Raw genomic sequence first — 16,672 nt, forward strand, 5'->3', positions numbered from 1 at the left:
ATCGTACGCCGTGGAGGGGGCGGTTCCGGGCCTCACGGCCCGGGGGTGAGGCGCACGACCGGGACGGGGCGCCAGGTGGGCGGGCGCAGCGCGGGCACCTGCGCCCCGCGCACGTCCGCGACCCCGGTGCCGCCGGCGAGCAGCTGCCGCCGGGCCGCGCGCGGGTCGGTCTCCTTGTGCGCCGTCATGTGGGCAGCGACCAGGCCGGCGGTCACCGGGGTGGCGAAGGAGGTGCCGCTCCACTGCGCGTACCCCTCGAACATCACCTGGTCGGGCTTGGCGGCGGCGTTGTCGTCGCTGAGCACGCCGGTGTGGCGGGGGTGCCGGCAGGTGCAGCCGTAGGTGAAGCCGTAGCGGCAGGCGTCGTACGTGGAGTGCTGGTAGACGTACGGGACGGGCGTCTCGAAGCCGGTGAGGGCGCTGGTGAGGCGCTCGCCGGGGGCGTAGACCTTCACCCAGGGGCCGTGGTTGGTGAAGCAGGCGGCGGACTCGCCGTCGCCGCGCAGTGCGCCGACCGACAGCACGGAGTCCTCCCAGCCCGGCAGGTCGGCGTAGGCGGCGGGCCAGAAGGGGGCGGCGCTGCCGTTGTTGCCGGCGGCGGCGACCAGCAGCGTGCGCTGCTCGCGCAGTTCCCGCATGAAGGTCTCCACGCCGAGCAGGCCGTCGGTGCGGCCGTTGGAGGTGCCGGCGGAGAGGCTGAGGACGTCGGGCCAGCCGCCGGCGTCGACGGCCTCCAAGAGCCTCTCGCCGAACTCCGACTCCAGGATCGCGCCCGCGTCGCTGAGGCTGCCGCGCACGGTGATGTCGGTGTTGGGCGCGACGGCGGCGACGAGCCCGGCGATGAACGTGCCGTGCCCGACGTACTGCCGGAGGATCCCCTGCTCGTCGCACTCCTGGACCTGGGCGTCGCCGTCGGTGTGGGCGAGGCGCGCGCAGGAGCGGTAGTCGTGCGTGAGGCCGGTGTCGACGACGAGGACGCCGACGGCGCTGTCCGGGTCGTACGCCGTGTCCGCGGCGGCCGGGTTGGGCGGCTCGGTCACCGGGACGGGTACGGGTTCGTCGCCGGGGCAGGCGTTGACCGCGATGTGCACCACGTGGTTGCGGGCGGCCATCCGGCGCCCGGCGCGGTCCTCGTGCTCGCGTACGGCCCGCAGCGCGTGTGCGACGGCCCGGTCCGCTCCCCGCCCTCCCTGGCCGGGGTCGCCGACCCGGATCCGGGTGACGCCGCTGCGGTTGCGCTGCGGGCCGGCCCGGCGGACCTGCTCCTGGTCGAGGTCGGGTGCCGCCGTGAAGTGCGCCCGTACGGTGTCCTCGACGATCCCGGCCTCCTCGCCGTCGCGGACGAGGACGACACCCTTCTCGTACATGAACTCGGCCGAGTCGTCCGGTCCCATCGCCAGGGGGACGTCGGGCATCGAGCGCTGGATCTGGTCGAACTGCTCGTGGAATCGCTGAGGTGCCATGCGGTCCTCCCACTGGGCGACGGCGTCGGTCGGTGCGGCGAACGGTCGTCGGTACTCGTCGACTAGAGCCACTGGCCCGTCTTTTGATACAGCGCCACCCCGGTGTGGCGCGGTTCGGGGGCCACTACCATCCGAGGAGTGACAGCGGGAAGCGACGCGGTGCGGGAACTGCTGCCGATGGTGTTCGCCGACCCGGGCGAGGCTCTCGCGAGGGCCCGGGCGCTGCTCGACGCCGATCCCTCCCCGCTGGACGCGTCCGTCGCCCACCAGGTGATCGGCATCTGGCAGCGGGACTTCGGTGATCTGCGGCTCGCGCTGAACCATCTGCGGCGGGCCCGGGAGTGCGCGGCGCGGGCGGACTCGGCCGACCGGGAGGCGGACGTGCTGGCCACCCTGGGGGTGGCGCTGGTGCACGCGGGCCGTACCCGGGAGGGCCTCGCGGCGTTCGAGCGTGGGGTCGCGCGGGGCGGCGGGCACACACGGGCGCGGGTGCTGTACCGGCGGGCGTATGTGTGGTGGGTGCTCGGTCACCATCGCGAGGCGCTGGAGGACGTACGGCGGGCGATACCGGTGCTGCGGCAGGCGGAGGACGTGATCTGGACGGCGCGGGCGCTGACCCTGCGGGCGACCGTGCATCTGGCGCTGGGGGCGGTGGAGCGGGCCGAGGCGGACTTCACCGCGGCCGAGGCGCTGTGGGACACCACGGGCCAGGAGCACGACAAGGCCGACGCGGTGGAGAGCCGGGGGCTCGCCGCGTTCCGGTCCGGTGACGTGCCGGCCGCGCTGCGGCTGCTCGACGAGGCGGAGGAGCGGTACGCCCGGCTGGGCACGCCGACGTTCATGCTGAACATCCGGCGCTGTGAGGTGCTGATGGCGGCCGGGCTGGCGCCGGAGGCGCTGGCGGAGGCGGACGCGGCGATCGGGCGGCTCGACGGGATCGGCGGGCAGTCCACCCGCAAGGCCGAGTTGCTGCTGGCCGCCGCGCGGGCCGCCCGGCTGGCCGGGGACCCGCACACCGCGATCGCCCGGGCCGCCCTGGCGGTCCGGCTGTTCGCCGGGCAGCGGCGCACCTGGTGGGAGACGCACGCCCGGCTGGTGCTGATCGAGGCGCGGCACGCGGCCGGGCGCGGCTCGGGGCGGCTGGTGGCCGACGCGGCCGCGGTGGCCGGGAAGCTGGCCGCCTTCGGCGCGCCGGCGGCGCCGGAGGCGTCGCTGCTGGCGGGGCGGATCGCGCTGGGCCTGGGCTGGACGGCGGACGCGGAGCGGCACTTGGCCGTCGCCGCCCGCAGCCGGCGGGGCGGCCCGCCGCTGGCGCGGATGACGGGCTGGGCGGCGCAGGCGCTGCGGGCCCGGGCCGCCGGGTCGGCCCGGGGCGTGCTGGAGGCCTGCCGGCGCGGCCTGGACGTGCTCGACGACCACCGGATGACGCTGGGCGCCTCGGAGCTGCGGGCCCGCGCCACCGAACAGGGCGCGGAACTGGCCGCGTTGGCCGGGCGCGCCAGTCTGGTCTCCGGCGGGCCGCGGCGGCTGCTGGTGTGGAGCGAGCGCTGGCGGGCGACCGTGCTGTCGACCCCGCCGACCCGGCCGCCCGCCGACCCGGAGCTGCTCAGCGGCATGACCGCCTTCCGGGAGATCGCCTCCCGTGCGGAGGCCGCCCGGATGGAGGGCCGGCCGGTTGTGGCACTGGAGCGTGAACAGCGGCGTCTGGAGCGGCAGATCCGCTCCCGGACGCTGCACATGCGCGGTGCGGCGCCCGGTGGCGGCGGCCGTTTCGATGTCGGCCGGCTGCTGGAGCGGCTGGGCGACGAGGTACGGCTGGTGGAACTCGCCGTGCTCGACGGTCGGGTGCAGGTGCTGCTGTGCGGGCAGGGGCGGGTGCGCAGGTTCGAGGCCGGGCTGCTGGCCGAGGCGGAGACCGAGGCCGAGCACGTGCAGGCGGGGCTGCGGCGGCTGGCGCACCCCGGGGCCGAGGCGCGGCTTGCCGTGGTGGAGGCCGCGGGGCGGCGGCTTGAGGAGCTGCTGCTGGGGCCGGCCGCGGCGCATCTGGGCGGCGGCCCGGTGGTGATCGTGCCGCCGGGGCGGCTGCACCGGGTGCCGTGGGCGCTGCTGCCGTCCCTGCGGGAACGGGTGCTCAGCGTGTCGCCGTCGGCGGGCAGTTGGCTGCGGGCCCGGGAGACGGCGCCGCCGCCGGACGGCCGTCATGTGCTGGTACGCGGCCCGGGCCTGGCCACGGGCGGCGCCGAGGTGCCCGAACTGGCCGGGCGGTACGCCTGCGCGACGGTCCTGGAGGACGACGAGGCGCGGGTGCCGCGCGTGCTGGAGGAGCTGGACGGGGCCGTGCTGGCGCACATCGCCGCGCACGGCACGTTCCGGGCGGACAGCCCGCTGTTCTCCTCGCTGCGGATGGCCGACGGCCCGATCGTCGTGCACGACTTCGAGCGTCTGGACCGCAGCCCCTACCGGATCATCCTGTCCTGCTGCGACACCGCCCTGCTCGCCTCCGTCGGCGCCGACGAACTGCTCGGGCTGGTCACCGCGCTGCTGCCGCTGGGCACGGCCGGGGTGGTGGCGTGCAGCGCGCCCGTCAACGACGCCGCGGTGGTGCCGCTGATGCTCGCGCTGCACAAGGGCCTCGGGGCCGGGCTGTCCCTGGCGGAGGCGCTGCGCGACGCGCGAGCCGCTGTGCCGGGCGACGCGCTGCACCAGGCCACGGGCTGGGCGTTCTCGGCGTTCGGGGCGGCCTGACCCGTCCCCTGTTCGGGTCAGGCCGCCGGTCAGGTCGCGGCCTCAGGCCGGCTGGGCTTGCGGGAGCGCCGTCAGCCAGGGCAGGGCGCCGCGGTCGCTCGCGCCGAGCCGGGCGTAGGCGCTGTACAGGTGGTTGCCGACGGTCCGGACGGACAGGGTGAGGCGTTCGGCGATCTGCCGGTTGCTCAGGCCCGCCGCCGCGAGGGTGACGATCTGCCGTTGCCGGGCGGTGAGTTCGCCGAGGACCAGCCCGGACAGGGCGGGTGTGCGGGCGCCCTGGCAGCGCCGGGCCAGGGCGACGGCCCGGGTGCGGGAGTGCCGGGCGGCGCTGGGATCGCGGTGGGCGCGCACGGCCTGGGCGTGCGCCTCCGCTGCGAACAGCGTGAAACCGCGCCGCTCCAGTTCCTCGGCCACCTCGTCCAGGGCCGGTCCGTCGGCCCGGGTGAGCGCGTCGGCGTGCCGTGCGAACACACCGGTCAGCCGGTCGATGACCTTCTCGGGAGAGCCGATGCGTACGGCGTCGTAGGGGTCGGTGAGGGCGTCGAGGTCCAGGTCTCGGCCGCTGTCCACCGGTGCGCAGGCGCGGGCGAGTTCAACCCGGCACGCCTCGTCCTCGGGATCGCCCCGCAGTCCTTCCCTCGCCCAGGCCGCCGCCTCCCTCAGCTCTCCCCGCAGCCGGGCGAACCGGGCATGTACGGCGGCGTACGGGGCGGGCAGCGGGCCGCCCTCGGCGACCAGCCACTCCCCCACCGGCGTGGGCATCGCCCGCACGTCGTCCTGGTCGATCCGGCGGGCCAGTGCGGCCGACTCGGCGTCGAGGGCGGCGGCGTACGCGTCCGGCGTCCGGGCCAGCCGGCGTGCCCGCAGCCGGCCCGCCGCGGCTCTGAGCACCGGGCCGTGGAGGGGGTGGGCGAGGCGGACGCCGCCCAGGTCGTCGACCTCGACCAGGCCGTCGGACTCCAGGACTTCCAGGGCACCGAGGTCCAGGTCGTCGAGCGCCGGCGACAGCGGTTCGGCGAAGGCGAGGCGGTCGAGGGTCTCCCGTTCGAGCGGGCAGGCGCGGGCGAGGACGGGGGCGGTGCGTTCGCGGACGGCCGTGGTCAGCGGCACGGGGCCCCGCCACGCCCGTTCGCCGGTGCCCGGGACGAGGGCGAGCCGGCCTCGCACCGCCCCGAGCAGGTCGCGCAGCAGCCGCAGGTCGCCCCGGCTCAGGCGCCGCAACCGGTTGACGGTGAGCGGTTCGAGGGGCCCGGCCCCGGCGGTGAGCAGCTGCGCGGTCTCCTCCTCGGGCAGCGCCCGCAGAGTGAGCCGCGGCAGGAGTTCCCCCGTCCACAGCCGGGAGATCGCGCCCGGCACCGGGATGCCGTCCGTGGCGACGACCAGCAGGCGGGTGCGGCCGTGCACGGCGAGCTGGTGGACCAGGGCGGCACAGGCGTCGTCGAGGAGGTGGGCGTCGTCCACGAGCAGCGTGCGCAGGCCGGACAGGAGCTGGACGGCGCGGTGCGGGGTGACCGACTCGGGCAGCAGATGGGCGAACGCGGCGAAGGGGATGGCCCGGCTCTCGGGCGTACCCGCCGCCCGGGCGCAGTCGGTGCCGCGGATCGCCTCGGTGACGAGGCGGGTCTTGCCGCAGCCCGCCGGGCCCGTCACCACGATGCCGCGGCGTCCCCCGGCCAGGGACCGGCGGACCAGCTCCAGTTCGTCCTCCCGCCCGGTGAACGGCCAGGGCGGCTCCAGCGTTGTCGCGTCCCTCTCGTAAGTCGTCACACAGACATGAGCGCGGCTACTCACCTCTGATACAGGGCGACTTGAGTAGCCCCCGACTCAGGCGCCCGGGACCGGCCGCGGGGCAGGCTGGGGCCATGACCGCAGGCTACTGCTCGCTGGCACAGTCGCCGGCGCCCGCCTTCGCACCGGGGCTGGCGTCCGAGCGGCTGAGCGCGCTCGCGGGCGGGCGGCGGATGTGGGTCAACGGCACGGTGCTGCACTACTGCTTCTTCGACCGCGACACCGACGCGTCCGTCATCCCCGTGCCGGGGACGGGGATGACGCGACGCGTGCCGTGGGCCGGTGGCGAGGAGCAGCGGGACGTGGTGCGCGGGTGCTTCGCGCAGTGGCGGGACCTCGGCGTCGGGATCGTCTTCGCCGAGGTCGAGGACCGCTCGGAGGCGGAACTGCGCATCGGGTTCCAGCTCGGCGCCGGCTCCTGGTCGGCGGTGGGCCGGGACGCGCTGCTGGCCGGCAGGCACGAGCGCACCATGAACTTCGGCTGGGACCTGACCGCGCCCGGGGAGCGCGGGACGGTCCTGCACGAGATCGGGCACGCGCTCGGCATGCTGCACGAGCACCAGAGCCCGTTCGCCGGCATCCACTGGGACGACGAGGCCGTGTACGCCGAGCTGGCGGGCCCGCCCCACCACTGGAGCCGGGAGCGCACGCACTACAACATCCTGCGCAAGCTCGACGCGCACGAGGTCAACGGCTCCGTCTGGGACCCGCAGTCGATCATGGAGTTTCCGTTCTCGTCGGGGCTGGTCCTGGAGCCGGAGCAGTACCGCGCGGGGCTCAACCCGCCGGGCACCCTGTCCGCCGGCGACAAGGAGTTCGTGCTCCGCTGGTATCCGGCGGCGGATCGGCCGGGTCCACCCGCGCTGGTGCCGTTCCGCTCGGCACCGCTCGGTCTCGGGCCGGGCGAGCAGGCCGACTTCGTCGTCGACCCGCCGCAGACCCGCACATACACGCTGGGCACCTTCGGCGACAGCGACGCCGTCGTCGTGGTCTTCGAGGAGCGGGACGGGGAACCGCGGTACCTCGCCGGGCAGGACGACGGGGGAACCCCGCACAACGCCACGATCAGCGCGCGGCTCGTCAAGGGCCGCCGCTACATCGTCCGGGTACGCCAGTACTCCGCCTGGGGTTCCGGCGAGACGGCGGTGATGTGCTGGTGACGGCACGCGCCCGCCGCACGGACACCTGAGCCACAGTCCGGCACCGGGGGAACGGTCGAGGACGTCGCCCATGGGGGTGGGTGACGTCCTCGGCCACGCCGCACCCCCGCCGCCCGGGCGGCTACCCCTTGTGGGCCGTGCGCCGTCCCGCGTCCACCGCCGCGTACAGGTCGCGCCACGCGGCCGTCAGCCGCCTGGCGCTCTCGGCCTCCAGCTTCCGGGCGATCTCGTCACCGTCGATGCCGAGACGTTCCAGCCGTCCCCACACCTCCAGGGCCGCACGGTGACCGCCCATCAGCGTGTCACCGCGCAGGGCGAGGTGATGGACGGCCGCCTCCAGGGTGGGCAGGGTCATCGAGGTGATCGTGCCCCAGGTGACGAGCCGTTCGACGTACCGGGTGGGGGACGACGAGGGGTCGGTCACGGTCGTGGCCGTCCACATCAGTCGCTGCGGATGGCCTCCCGCGGCGGCCAGGGCCCGCCAGCCGGTGCCGCCGAACCAGTCGTCGTACATCTGGTAGAAGCGGCGGGCACGTGCCAGGGCGGCCTCGCCGCGCAGCGCCAGGGCGTCCGGGGTGCCCAGTTCCTCCAGCCGCGCGTCCACCTCCGCGTCCAGCAGGCCCACGGGCAGTGAGACGACCGAGGAGAGTGCCGGGAGCCGCCGGCCGTCGGCCAGCGCACGCTTCAGGCCCTCCACGTAGGCGTCGAGGGCCTGGCGGTAGCGCGACACCGAGAAGACCGCGGTGACGTGGACGGGGAAGCCCTCGCCGACGCACTCCCTGATCGCGGCGATCCCCTCGGCGGTGGCCGGCAGCTTGACCATCGCGTTGGGCCGGTTCACCGCGCGCAGCGTCTGCTCCGCCTCCGCGACGACCGACTCGACGTCGCGCGTGAGGTGCGGATCCAGGTCCATCGACACCATGCCGTCCAGTCCTCGCGTGGCCTGGTACACCGGCCGGAGTTCGTCGCACGCCCAGCGGAGGTCGTAGGCCGCCACCGCTCGCACCGCGTCGGCGGCGCAGATGTCGTCGAAAGCCAGGCCCGCGAGCTGTTCGCGGTAGGCGTCGTCGGTCTCGACGGCGGCGGCCAGCGCGGCCGGGTCCGATGTGACGCCCCGGACTCCGGTGTGCGCGATGAGGCGGGTCAGGCATCCGGAGGCCAGGTGGCGCCGGGTGAGTCCGTCCAGCCAGGGCGAGACGCCCTCCGCGACCAGCTCGTCCAGCTCCAGCACGCCCGGTCGCCTCAGCCGGTCCGACATGGCGGGTCGTCACTCCTTGATGCATAAGTCGCGAGTTCAAGCGTCACCGTCAGGTTATTGGCATGCACCCGAGATGAACTACGGGTGACGTGGCACATTGGCGCAAAGTGGTTCCGACTTCGACCTGATGAAGTAGCGGCTATTTGACGAAGTCCTCCGAGCGTCATTGGGACGGGCTTCGCTTTCGATACAGGATCGGAGCGAACAGCCGGCCCGAGGTCCGGCACGGCCACTCCGTCTGCCGAGGGAGCACCGCGTGCACGAGCCACCCGCCGTCTTCGACGGCTCCCGCGCAGGGACCTGTCCGCACCCCGTCCGCCGACCGGCATCGGGCGCCCGTCACCTGGGTGAACGACCGGTTTCTGTATGCGTATCCGGTCCCGGCTCCCCCAGAGGGCAGCGCTCGAACGGCCGCTCGGCTCCAGGCCGGGCCGGGCCGGGGCGGGCCGCGAACAGGCCCATGACCGTCGTTCCGGTTTCCCGGCCCCGCGCCGGCGCCGGATGAACGGGAAAGCGTCACACCTCATCCGGTAACGCATTCGCTGGGCGGGCGCCGTTGCATGCCCACGCGACCGCGGTCCACCACAAAGCGAGCAATTCCCGCCCGCGACGAATCTCGCCACCGGAGCTATCACCAGAGCTATTACGCGCGCCGAACAATGCGGCAGTCGTCGCGCCGCGGCGCGCGGACGGGCACCACCCGCACGGAGCGCGGCGGCGCCGCTCGTGCGGCTGGTCCGATGACCGGCGGCCCGCAGCCCACCGCGGTGCGCCCGGCCCCGCCGGCCCACGTCCGAACCCGCACGGCCGCGCAGTCACGGGGTTTCCCCTGCCCCGGCGATGGCGCGCCGAAGTCATGCCATTCGCCGAAGGAGACACCAGTGGACGACGCTCTGCTCGACATCATGGAGAAACCGGCCAGGCAGCAGCCCGATTGGGATGATGCGTCCGAGGTGCGAGAGGTCGCGGAGACGCTGGCCCGGCGCCCGGCCCTCGTCGACGCGGAGGACGTCGACACGCTGCGCTCGCTGCTGGCGCGGGTCGCCTCCGGAGACGCCCTGGTCGTCCAGTCCGGCGACTGCGCCGAGGATCCGGCCGAGTGCACGCCCGGTTACGTCGCCCGTAAGAGCGCCGTGCTGGACCTTCTGGCCGGCGCGCTGAAGATGATCACGCACAAGCCGGTGATCCGCGTGGGCCGTATCGCGGGTCAGTTCGGCAAGCCCCGCTCCAGCCCCACCGAGTTGGTGGGCGGTGTGGAACTGCCTTCCTACCGGGGCCACATGGTCAACGGACCGGAGCCCGACCCGGACAGCCGGCGTCCGGAGCCCCGGCGCATCCTGGCCTGCTACCAGGCGGCCCGCGAGATCATGACCCACCTCGGCTGGCGGGACGCCGGACGGCGGCACGGCGTGGAGGCGCCGGTGTGGACCAGCCACGAGGCGCTGATCCTCGACTACGAACTCCCCATGGTCCGCAGGGACGAGCGGGGCCGGCTCCTCCTCACCTCCACGCACTGGCCGTGGATCGGCGAGCGCACCCGCCAGCTCGACGGCGCCCATGTCGCCCTGCTGTCCCGGGTCGCCAACCCGGTCGCCTGCAAGATCGGGCCGAAGGTGACGAGGGACGAACTCCTCGGGCTGTGCGAACGGCTCGACCCCGACCGGGAGAAGGGCCGTCTGACGCTCATCGCCCGCATGGGGGCGTCCACGGTCGGCGACCGGCTGCCGAAGCTCGTCGCCGCGGCGCGCGAGGCCGGGCATCCGGTGATCTGGCTGACCGACGCCATGCACGGCAACACCGTCACGCTGCCGAACGGCCTCAAGACGCGCTTCCTGGAGACGATCGAGCGGGAGATCCAGGACTTCCAGGAGGCCGTCCGCTCCGAGGGCGGCATCATCGGCGGGCTGCACCTGGAGACCACCCCGGACGACGTCACCGAGTGCGTCCCCAACGACGCCTGCGTCGATCACGTCGCGGACAAGTACACGTCCTACTGCGATCCGCGCCTCAACCCCAGCCAGGCCGTCGCCGTGGCCTCGGCCTGGCTCGGCTGACAGCCAGGCCATCCACCCCGGCCGGCACGGCCGTCGGTCGGACACGCAGATGAGGAGGTCCTGAAGATGGACGGAAAAGTCGCACTCGTCACCGGAGCCGCGGGCGGCATCGGCGAGGCGGTGGCCCGCGCCCTCGCCGAACGCGGCGCGGTGGTGGGAGCCGTGGACCGTGACGCCGACCGGCTGGGGCAGGTGGTGGACAAGCTGCGCGCGGACGGCCTGGAGGCGCAGGCCCTGCCCGCCGACGTCACCAGCACCGCGGAGGTCGACGCCGTGGTCCGGGAGGCCGAGGAGCGCCTCGGCCCCCTGGAGTACCTGGTCAACGGAGCCGGTGTGCTGCGTCTGGGCGCCGTGCGCAACCTCACCGACGAGGACTGGGCGACGACGTTCGCCGTCAACGCCACCGGCGTCTTCCTGATGTCGCGGGCCGTCGCCAACCGCATGCTGCCCCGCCGGCGCGGCGCGATCGTCACCGTGGCGTCCAACGCCGCCGCCACCCCGCGGGTGCAGATGGCCGCCTACGCCGCGTCCAAGGCGGCGGCGACCATGTTCACCAAGAGCCTGGGCCTGGAGGTCGCCCGGGACGGCATCCGCTGCAACGTGGTGGCACCGGGCTCCACCAGCACCCCGATGCTCACGTCCATGTGGCACGACGAGTCCGGCCCGAAGCACACGATCGAGGGGCGGCTGGACGCGTTCCGGGTCGGCATCCCGCTGGGCAAGGTGGCCCGCCCCTCGGACGTCGCCGACGCCGTCGCCTTCCTGCTGTCCGACGAGGCCTCCCACATCACCCTGCACGAACTCACCGTCGACGGCGGCGCCGCGCTCGGCGCCTGAGCCCCGACCCCCACCGACTTGAGGCGACCAGGAGAGCAACTCATGGCAGGCATACCCGAGATCACCCCCTACCCGATGCCGACGGCCGGCGACCTGCCCGGCAACGTCGCCCAGTGGTCCGTCGATCCGGGCCGGGCGGTCCTGCTGGTGCACGACATGCAGCGCTACTTCCTGCGGCCCCTCCCCGAGGGTCTGCGCGAGGACCTCGTGCACAACGCCCGGCTGGTACGCGACCACTGTGCCGGGCTCGGCATGCCGGTGGCGTACACGGCCCAGCCCGGCGGCATGACCGACGAGCAGCGGGGCCTGCTGAAGGATTTCTGGGGCCCGGGCATGCGCACCGCCCCCGCCGACCGGCAGGTCGTCGACGAACTGGCCCCGGCCCCCGGCGACTGGCATCTCACCAAGTGGCGCTACAGCGCCTTCTTCCGCTCCGACCTGCTTCAGCGGATGCGCGCCGCCGGCCGGGACCAGCTGGTGCTGTGCGGCGTGTACGCCCACGTGGGTGTGCTGATGACCGCCGTCGAGGCGTTCACCCACGACATTCAGCCGTTCCTGGTGGCCGACGCGATGGCCGACTTCTCCGAGTACCACCACCGGCTGGCCATGGAGTACGCGGCGCAGCGCTGCGCCGTCGTCGTCACCACCAAGGAGGTCCTGGCATGACCGGCACCCAGAGCGGCGACCTGCTCGGCCGGATCCTGGGCGACCGGCCCCCGGCCGCGTACGCCCTGCTGCACCGCCCCGAGACGACGGGCCCGGGCGTGCTGGACGTCGTCGCCGGTGAGGCGGCCGAGCCGCGCACCCTCGCCGAACTGCCCCTGCCCGACACCCCGGAGACGGCCGGCGGCCCCCGCCACGAGGTCCTGGCCCTCGTGCCCTACCGGCAGATCGCCGAGCGCGGATTCGACTGCCCGGACGACGGCACACCGCTGCTCGCCATGACCGTCACCGGTCAGACCACCGTGCCTGTCACCGAGGTGCTGACCCGGATCCCCGACCTGCCCGTGGAGCTGTCCGGCGGCCGCTTCGACGTCCCGGACGAGGAGTACGCCGCCACCGTCCGCCGGGTCGTCACGGACGAGATCGGCACCGGGGAGGGCGCCAACTTCGTCATCAAGCGCACCTACACCGCCGACATCACCGGCTACACCCCTCGGCACGCCCTGGCGATCTTCCGGCGCCTGCTGCAGCGCGAGAGCGGCGCCTACTGGACGTTCCTGGTGCACACCGGCTCCCGCACGCTTGTCGGCGCCACTCCCGAGCGGCACATCAGCCTGCGCGAGGGCACGGCGGTGATGAACCCGATCAGCGGCACCTACCGCTACCCGTCCACCGGCCCGACCCTGCCGCAGGTGCTCGACTTCCTCGCCGACCGCAAGGAGGCCGACGAGCTGTACATGGTCGTGGACGAGGAACTGAAGATGATGGCCCGGATCTGCGAGTCGGGCGGCCGGGTGGTCGGGCCGTACCTCAAGGAGATGGCCCGCCTCGCCCACACCGAGTACTTCATCGAGGGACGCAGCACGCGGGACGCCCGCGACATCCTGCGGGAGACGCTCTTCGCCCCGACCGTCACCGGCAGCCCGCTGGAGAACGCCTGCCGGGTCATCAACCGTTACGAACCCGAGGGCCGCGGCTACTACAGCGGCGTCGTCGCGCTGATCGGCCGTGACGAGTCCGGGCACCGCGCCCTGGACTCCTCCATCCTGATCCGGACCGCCGACATCGAGGCCTCCGGCCGGCTGCGGATCGGGGTCGGCGCCACGCTCGTGCGGCACTCCGACCCGGAGAGCGAGGTCGCCGAGACCGCCGCGAAGGCGGCGGGCCTGCTCGCGGCCATCGAGAGCGACGGGCCCTCCCGTTTCGCGGACCACCCGCGGGTCCGGGCGGCACTGGAACAGCGCAACGCCACCCTCGCCGGCTTCTGGCTGGCCGGGAACGGCCAGGGGGCGCGGCCGGATCCGGTGCTGAGCGGCCGCCGGGTGCTGGTCGTGGACGCCGAGGACACGTTCACCTCGATGCTCGACCACCAACTGCGCGCCATGGGACTGCAGGTGACGGTCCGCCGGTTCGACGAGCCGTACTCCCTCGACGGATACGACCTGGTGGTGATGGGGCCCGGCCCGGGCGATCCCCACGACGCCGAGCACCCCAAGATCGCCCATCTGCGTGCCGCGGTACGCACCCTGCTGGACGAACGGCGTCCGTTCCTCGCCGTCTGCCTGAGCCACCAGACGCTGTGCACGCTGCTCGGCTTCCCTCTGGTGCGCCGGGTGGTCCCCAACCAGGGGGTACAGCGGGAGATCGACCTGTTCGGGGTCCGGGAACGGGTCGGCTTCTACAACACGTTCGCCGCCCGCGCCGAGGACGACAAGGCCGAGTGCGCGGGGGTGGGCATGGTGGAGGTCAGCCGCGACCCCGACACCGGCGAGGTGCACGCGCTGCGCGGCCCGCACTTCGCGTCGATGCAGTTCCACGCCGAGTCGGTGCTCACCCAGGACGGCGTGCGCATCGTCGGCGACCTGATCAAGGAGGTTCTCACCGGCGCGACGGGAAGGGAGCGCGGCACCGTTGAGCAGATTGCGCTGGCTGACCGCGGGTGAGTCCCACGGTCCCGCACTCGTCGCGACGCTGGAGGGCCTTCCCGCCGGCGTGCCGATCACCACGGACATGGTGGCGGACCATCTCGCGAGGCGGCGCCTGGGCTATGGCCGCGGTGCCCGGATGAAGTTCGAGCGGGACGAGGTCACCTTCCTCGGCGGTGTCCGGCACGGCCTCACCCTCGGCTCCCCGGTGGCGATCATGGTGGGCAACACCGAGTGGCCGAAGTGGGAGCAGGTCATGGCGGCCGACCCGGTCGACCCGGAGACCCTGGCGGGGCTGGCCCGCGGCGCGCCGCTGACCCGCCCGCGCCCCGGCCACGCCGACCTCGCGGGTATGCAGAAGTACGGCTTCGACGAGGCCCGTCCGATCCTGGAGCGGGCCTCCGCGCGGGAGACGGCGGCCCGGGTGGCGCTGGGCGCGGTGGCCCGCTCGTACCTGAAGGAGACCACCCGGGTCGAGATCGTCTCCCATGTCGTCGAGCTGGCCTCGGCCACGGCCCCGAAGGGCGTGTACCCGACGCCGGCCGACGTGGAGAAGCTGGACGCCGATCCGGTGCGCTGTCTGGACGCGGACGCGTCGAAGGCGATGGTCGCGGAGATCGACCAGGCCCACAGGGACGGCGACACCCTCGGCGGTGTGGTGGAGATCCTGGCCTACGGCGTGCCGGTCGGTCTGGGTTCGCACGTGCACTGGGACCGCAGGCTCGACGCCCGGCTCGCCGGCGCGCTCATGGGCATCCAGGCGATCAAGGGCGTCGAGATCGGTGACGGTTTCGAGCTGGCGCGGGTGCCTGGTTCCGAGGCGCATGACGAGATCGTCGCGACCGAGGAGGGCGTCAGGCGGGCCTCGGGCCGCTCGGGCGGTACCGAGGGCGGGCTGTCCACCGGTGAGCTGCTGCGGGTGCGGGCGGCGATGAAGCCGATCGCGACCGTGCCGCGGGCGCTGAAGACGGTGGACGTCACCACGGGCGAGGCCGCGGCCGCCCACCACCAGCGTTCCGACGTGTGTGCGGTCCCGGCCGCCGGGATCGTCGCGGAGGCGGTGGTCGCGCTCGTCCTCGCCGACGCGGTGGCGGAGAAGTTCGGTGGCGACTCGGTGGCCGAGACCCGCCGGAACGTCACCTCGTACCTCGGCCACCTCGCGATCCGATGAGCGGGCCGTTGGTCGTGCTGGTCGGCCCGATGGGGGTGGGCAAGTCCACCGTCGGGCAGTTGCTGGCCGGGCGGCTCGGGGCCGGTTACCGGGACACCGACGACGACATCGTCGCCGAGCAGGGCCGGACCATCGCCGAGATCTTCGTCGACGACGGCGAGCCCGCCTTCCGGGCGATCGAGGCGCGGGCGGTGGCCCGCGCCGTCGCCGAGCACGACGGGGTGCTCGCGCTGGGCGGTGGAGCCGTCCTCGATCCGCGGACCCGGGCTCTGCTGGCCGGACAGCCGGTGGTCTTCCTGGACGCCGACGCCGGCGAGGCGGTCCGGCGCATCGGCCGGGACCCGGGACGGCCGCTGCTGGCAGGCGATCCGCACCGCGAGTGGCGGGCGCTGGCCGCGGCACGCCGCCCGCTCTACACGGAGGTCGCCCGGGCGGTGGTCGACACCAGCGGGTGCACCCCGGACGGCGTCGTGGAGGCCGTGCTGGCGGCACTGGCGCCGCGAACGGCGAAAGCCTGAACGGACCGGGACAAAACTCCCCGCCCCGCGCGAACCGCCGTGCGGGGCGGGGAGTTCTCGTGCTGCCGCAGGGCCGTCACCGCCGGGCGGCGAGGAAGTCGTGCAGCAGCCGTTCCTCCTCGGCGGTGAGCGGGAGCCCGAAGGTGGTGCGTACGGCGTCCACGGCCTCGTGCGGACGCAGGACGCTCACGCGCTGCTCGCCGCTGCGGTACTCCGTGATGAACTCGTTGTTCTTGAGCCGGTACCGTTCCTCGTCGTTGGCCCTCTGGACCACGAGCTGCCCGACGAAGGGCGAGCCGGGGCGGGTGGAGCTGACGTAGTGGGCGGCCTCGAAGTCGACGGCGTACTGCGGTTCGGCGCGGAAGGCGTAGATGTCGAACCAGCCGCGGGGCCGCCGGTACTGCAGGAGCCAGTGGCCGTCCTCGGCCGTCAGCCGCCACGACCAGCCGGCGACGGTGCTCTCCGCTTGGGGGTGCAGGGCGAGGGGTTCGATGAGCGCCGCGTAGCCGTAGCCGGGGTCGGCCAGCCACACCGTGTCGTCCGCCCGCACCAGCAGGGCCGTGTGGGAGCGGAACCGGCGTTTGTCGCTGCCCTCGCGGATGCGGACCAGGAGCCGGGTGACCGGGAAGCCGAAGCGGTCCAGGGCTGCGGCGAACAGCAGGTTCGTCTCGTAGCAGTATCCGCCGCGGCCCGCCTGGACGATCTTGCGCTGGACGGCGTCGATGTCGAGGGAGACCGTGCGCCCCAGGGCGATGTCGACGTTCTCGAAGCAGACGGAGTCCCGGTGGGCGCGGTGGAGTGCGCGGAGCGCCGCGAGGGAGGAGTCGCGCGGCCCCCGGTAGCCGATGCGGGCGAGATAGGCGTCGAGGTCGAGCCGTTTGCTGCCCCACTCCGGGGAGTCGTCGACCACGAGGGGCAGGCCTGAAGTGTCCATGAGCGTCCTTCCGCCGGTGCGAGAGGTGGGTCGGATCGCACGGCGGTGGGGGGGGGGGGGCCCCCCCCGGGGGGGGGCGCCCCCCCCCCCCCCCCGGGGGGGGGGGCCCCCCCCCCCCCCGGGGGGGGGCCCCCCCCCCCCCCCCGCCCCCCCACC

Annotated in this window: 12 protein-coding genes; 8 read left to right on the forward strand and 4 right to left on the reverse strand. The window is 74.1% G+C overall.

Annotated features, from left to right (window positions below):
- Positions 1–32: 32 nt before the first annotated feature.
- Positions 33–1,463 carry a S8 family serine peptidase gene (locus ACFZDA_RS12685; protein ID WP_391079079.1) on the reverse strand — a complete coding sequence of 477 codons (1,431 nt, stop codon included), beginning with the start codon at positions 1,461–1,463 and terminating at the stop codon, positions 33–35.
- A gap of 177 nt (positions 1,464–1,640) precedes the next feature.
- Between ACFZDA_RS12685 and ACFZDA_RS12690 the strand changes: the two genes are divergently transcribed.
- Complete coding sequence (locus tag ACFZDA_RS12690; RefSeq protein ID WP_391080121.1) at positions 1,641–4,208, forward strand: CHAT domain-containing protein; 2,568 nt, start codon at positions 1,641–1,643, stop codon at positions 4,206–4,208.
- Positions 4,209–4,250: 42 nt separating this feature from the next.
- Here ACFZDA_RS12690 and ACFZDA_RS12695 read toward each other — a convergent pair whose 3' ends face one another.
- Positions 4,251–5,975 carry a LuxR C-terminal-related transcriptional regulator gene (locus ACFZDA_RS12695; RefSeq protein ID WP_391079082.1) on the reverse strand — a complete coding sequence of 575 codons (1,725 nt, stop codon included), beginning with the start codon at positions 5,973–5,975 and terminating at the stop codon, positions 4,251–4,253.
- A gap of 95 nt (positions 5,976–6,070) precedes the next feature.
- On the opposite strand from ACFZDA_RS12695, the gene ACFZDA_RS12700 reads away from it, so the two are divergent.
- Entirely contained in the window at positions 6,071–7,156 is a 1,086-nt protein-coding gene (locus tag ACFZDA_RS12700) for a M12 family metallopeptidase (protein ID WP_391079084.1), read from the forward strand.
- Positions 7,157–7,277: 121 nt separating this feature from the next.
- On the opposite strand, the gene ACFZDA_RS12705 is transcribed toward ACFZDA_RS12700, so the two are convergent.
- Positions 7,278–8,414, reverse strand: a complete 1,137-nt coding sequence (locus tag ACFZDA_RS12705; protein WP_391079087.1) for a transaldolase family protein — start codon at positions 8,412–8,414, stop codon at positions 7,278–7,280.
- A gap of 881 nt (positions 8,415–9,295) precedes the next feature.
- On the opposite strand from ACFZDA_RS12705, the gene ACFZDA_RS12710 reads away from it, so the two are divergent.
- The 6 genes from ACFZDA_RS12710 (at position 9,296) to ACFZDA_RS12735 (ending at position 15,582) form a co-directional block, all read left to right on the forward strand.
- Positions 9,296–10,468 (forward strand): 3-deoxy-7-phosphoheptulonate synthase, encoded by a 1,173-nt coding sequence (locus ACFZDA_RS12710; protein WP_391079090.1) that lies wholly within the window; start codon positions 9,296–9,298, stop codon positions 10,466–10,468.
- Between the two features lie 66 nt (positions 10,469–10,534).
- Positions 10,535–11,305, forward strand: a complete 771-nt coding sequence (locus ACFZDA_RS12715; protein ID WP_391079092.1) for a 2,3-dihydro-2,3-dihydroxybenzoate dehydrogenase — start codon at positions 10,535–10,537, stop codon at positions 11,303–11,305.
- Between the two features lie 42 nt (positions 11,306–11,347).
- The gene (locus tag ACFZDA_RS12720; RefSeq protein WP_391079095.1) at positions 11,348–11,971 is read left to right on the forward strand and encodes an isochorismatase family protein; all 624 of its coding nucleotides are present in this window, start codon (positions 11,348–11,350) and stop codon (positions 11,969–11,971) included.
- Positions 11,968–13,911: a chorismate-binding protein gene (locus ACFZDA_RS12725; protein WP_391079098.1), complete on the forward strand. Its 1,944-nt coding sequence runs from the start codon at positions 11,968–11,970 to the stop codon at positions 13,909–13,911. Before ACFZDA_RS12720 ends, ACFZDA_RS12725 begins: the two co-directional genes overlap by 4 nt.
- A complete protein-coding gene (aroC, locus tag ACFZDA_RS12730; RefSeq protein ID WP_391079101.1) occupies positions 13,880–15,064 on the forward strand; it encodes a chorismate synthase in 1,185 nt (394 codons plus the stop codon). Before ACFZDA_RS12725 ends, aroC begins: the two co-directional genes overlap by 32 nt.
- Positions 15,061–15,582 (forward strand): shikimate kinase, encoded by a 522-nt coding sequence (locus tag ACFZDA_RS12735; protein ID WP_391079104.1) that lies wholly within the window; start codon positions 15,061–15,063, stop codon positions 15,580–15,582. The genes aroC and ACFZDA_RS12735 overlap by 4 nt, the downstream gene beginning before the upstream one ends.
- A 76-nt stretch (positions 15,583–15,658) precedes the next feature.
- Here ACFZDA_RS12735 and ACFZDA_RS12740 read toward each other — a convergent pair whose 3' ends face one another.
- Complete coding sequence (locus ACFZDA_RS12740) at positions 15,659–16,516, reverse strand: arylamine N-acetyltransferase (RefSeq protein WP_391079105.1); 858 nt, start codon at positions 16,514–16,516, stop codon at positions 15,659–15,661.
- Between the last annotated feature and the right edge of the window lie 156 nt (positions 16,517–16,672).

This window comes from Streptomyces sp. NPDC007991 (genome assembly GCF_042958445.1).
Lineage (GTDB): Bacteria > Actinomycetota > Actinomycetes > Streptomycetales > Streptomycetaceae > Streptomyces.

Excerpts from the sequence above, each read along its gene's own strand:
- ACFZDA_RS12735 (WP_391079104.1), top strand. The coding sequence starts at position 15,061 with ATGAGCGGGCCGTTGGTCGTGCTGGTCGGCCCGATGGGGGTGGGCAAG.
- ACFZDA_RS12705 (WP_391079087.1), bottom strand. The coding sequence starts at position 8,414 with ATGTCGGACCGGCTGAGGCGACCGGGCGTGCTGGAGCTGGACGAGCTG.
- ACFZDA_RS12685 (WP_391079079.1), bottom strand. The coding sequence starts at position 1,463 with ATGGCACCTCAGCGATTCCACGAGCAGTTCGACCAGATCCAGCGCTCG.
- ACFZDA_RS12690 (WP_391080121.1), top strand. The coding sequence starts at position 1,641 with ATGGTGTTCGCCGACCCGGGCGAGGCTCTCGCGAGGGCCCGGGCGCTG.
- ACFZDA_RS12725 (WP_391079098.1), top strand. The coding sequence starts at position 11,968 with ATGACCGGCACCCAGAGCGGCGACCTGCTCGGCCGGATCCTGGGCGAC.
- ACFZDA_RS12700 (WP_391079084.1), top strand. The coding sequence starts at position 6,071 with ATGACCGCAGGCTACTGCTCGCTGGCACAGTCGCCGGCGCCCGCCTTC.
- ACFZDA_RS12720 (WP_391079095.1), top strand. The coding sequence starts at position 11,348 with ATGGCAGGCATACCCGAGATCACCCCCTACCCGATGCCGACGGCCGGC.
- ACFZDA_RS12715 (WP_391079092.1), top strand. The coding sequence starts at position 10,535 with ATGGACGGAAAAGTCGCACTCGTCACCGGAGCCGCGGGCGGCATCGGC.
- ACFZDA_RS12740 (WP_391079105.1), bottom strand. The coding sequence starts at position 16,516 with ATGGACACTTCAGGCCTGCCCCTCGTGGTCGACGACTCCCCGGAGTGG.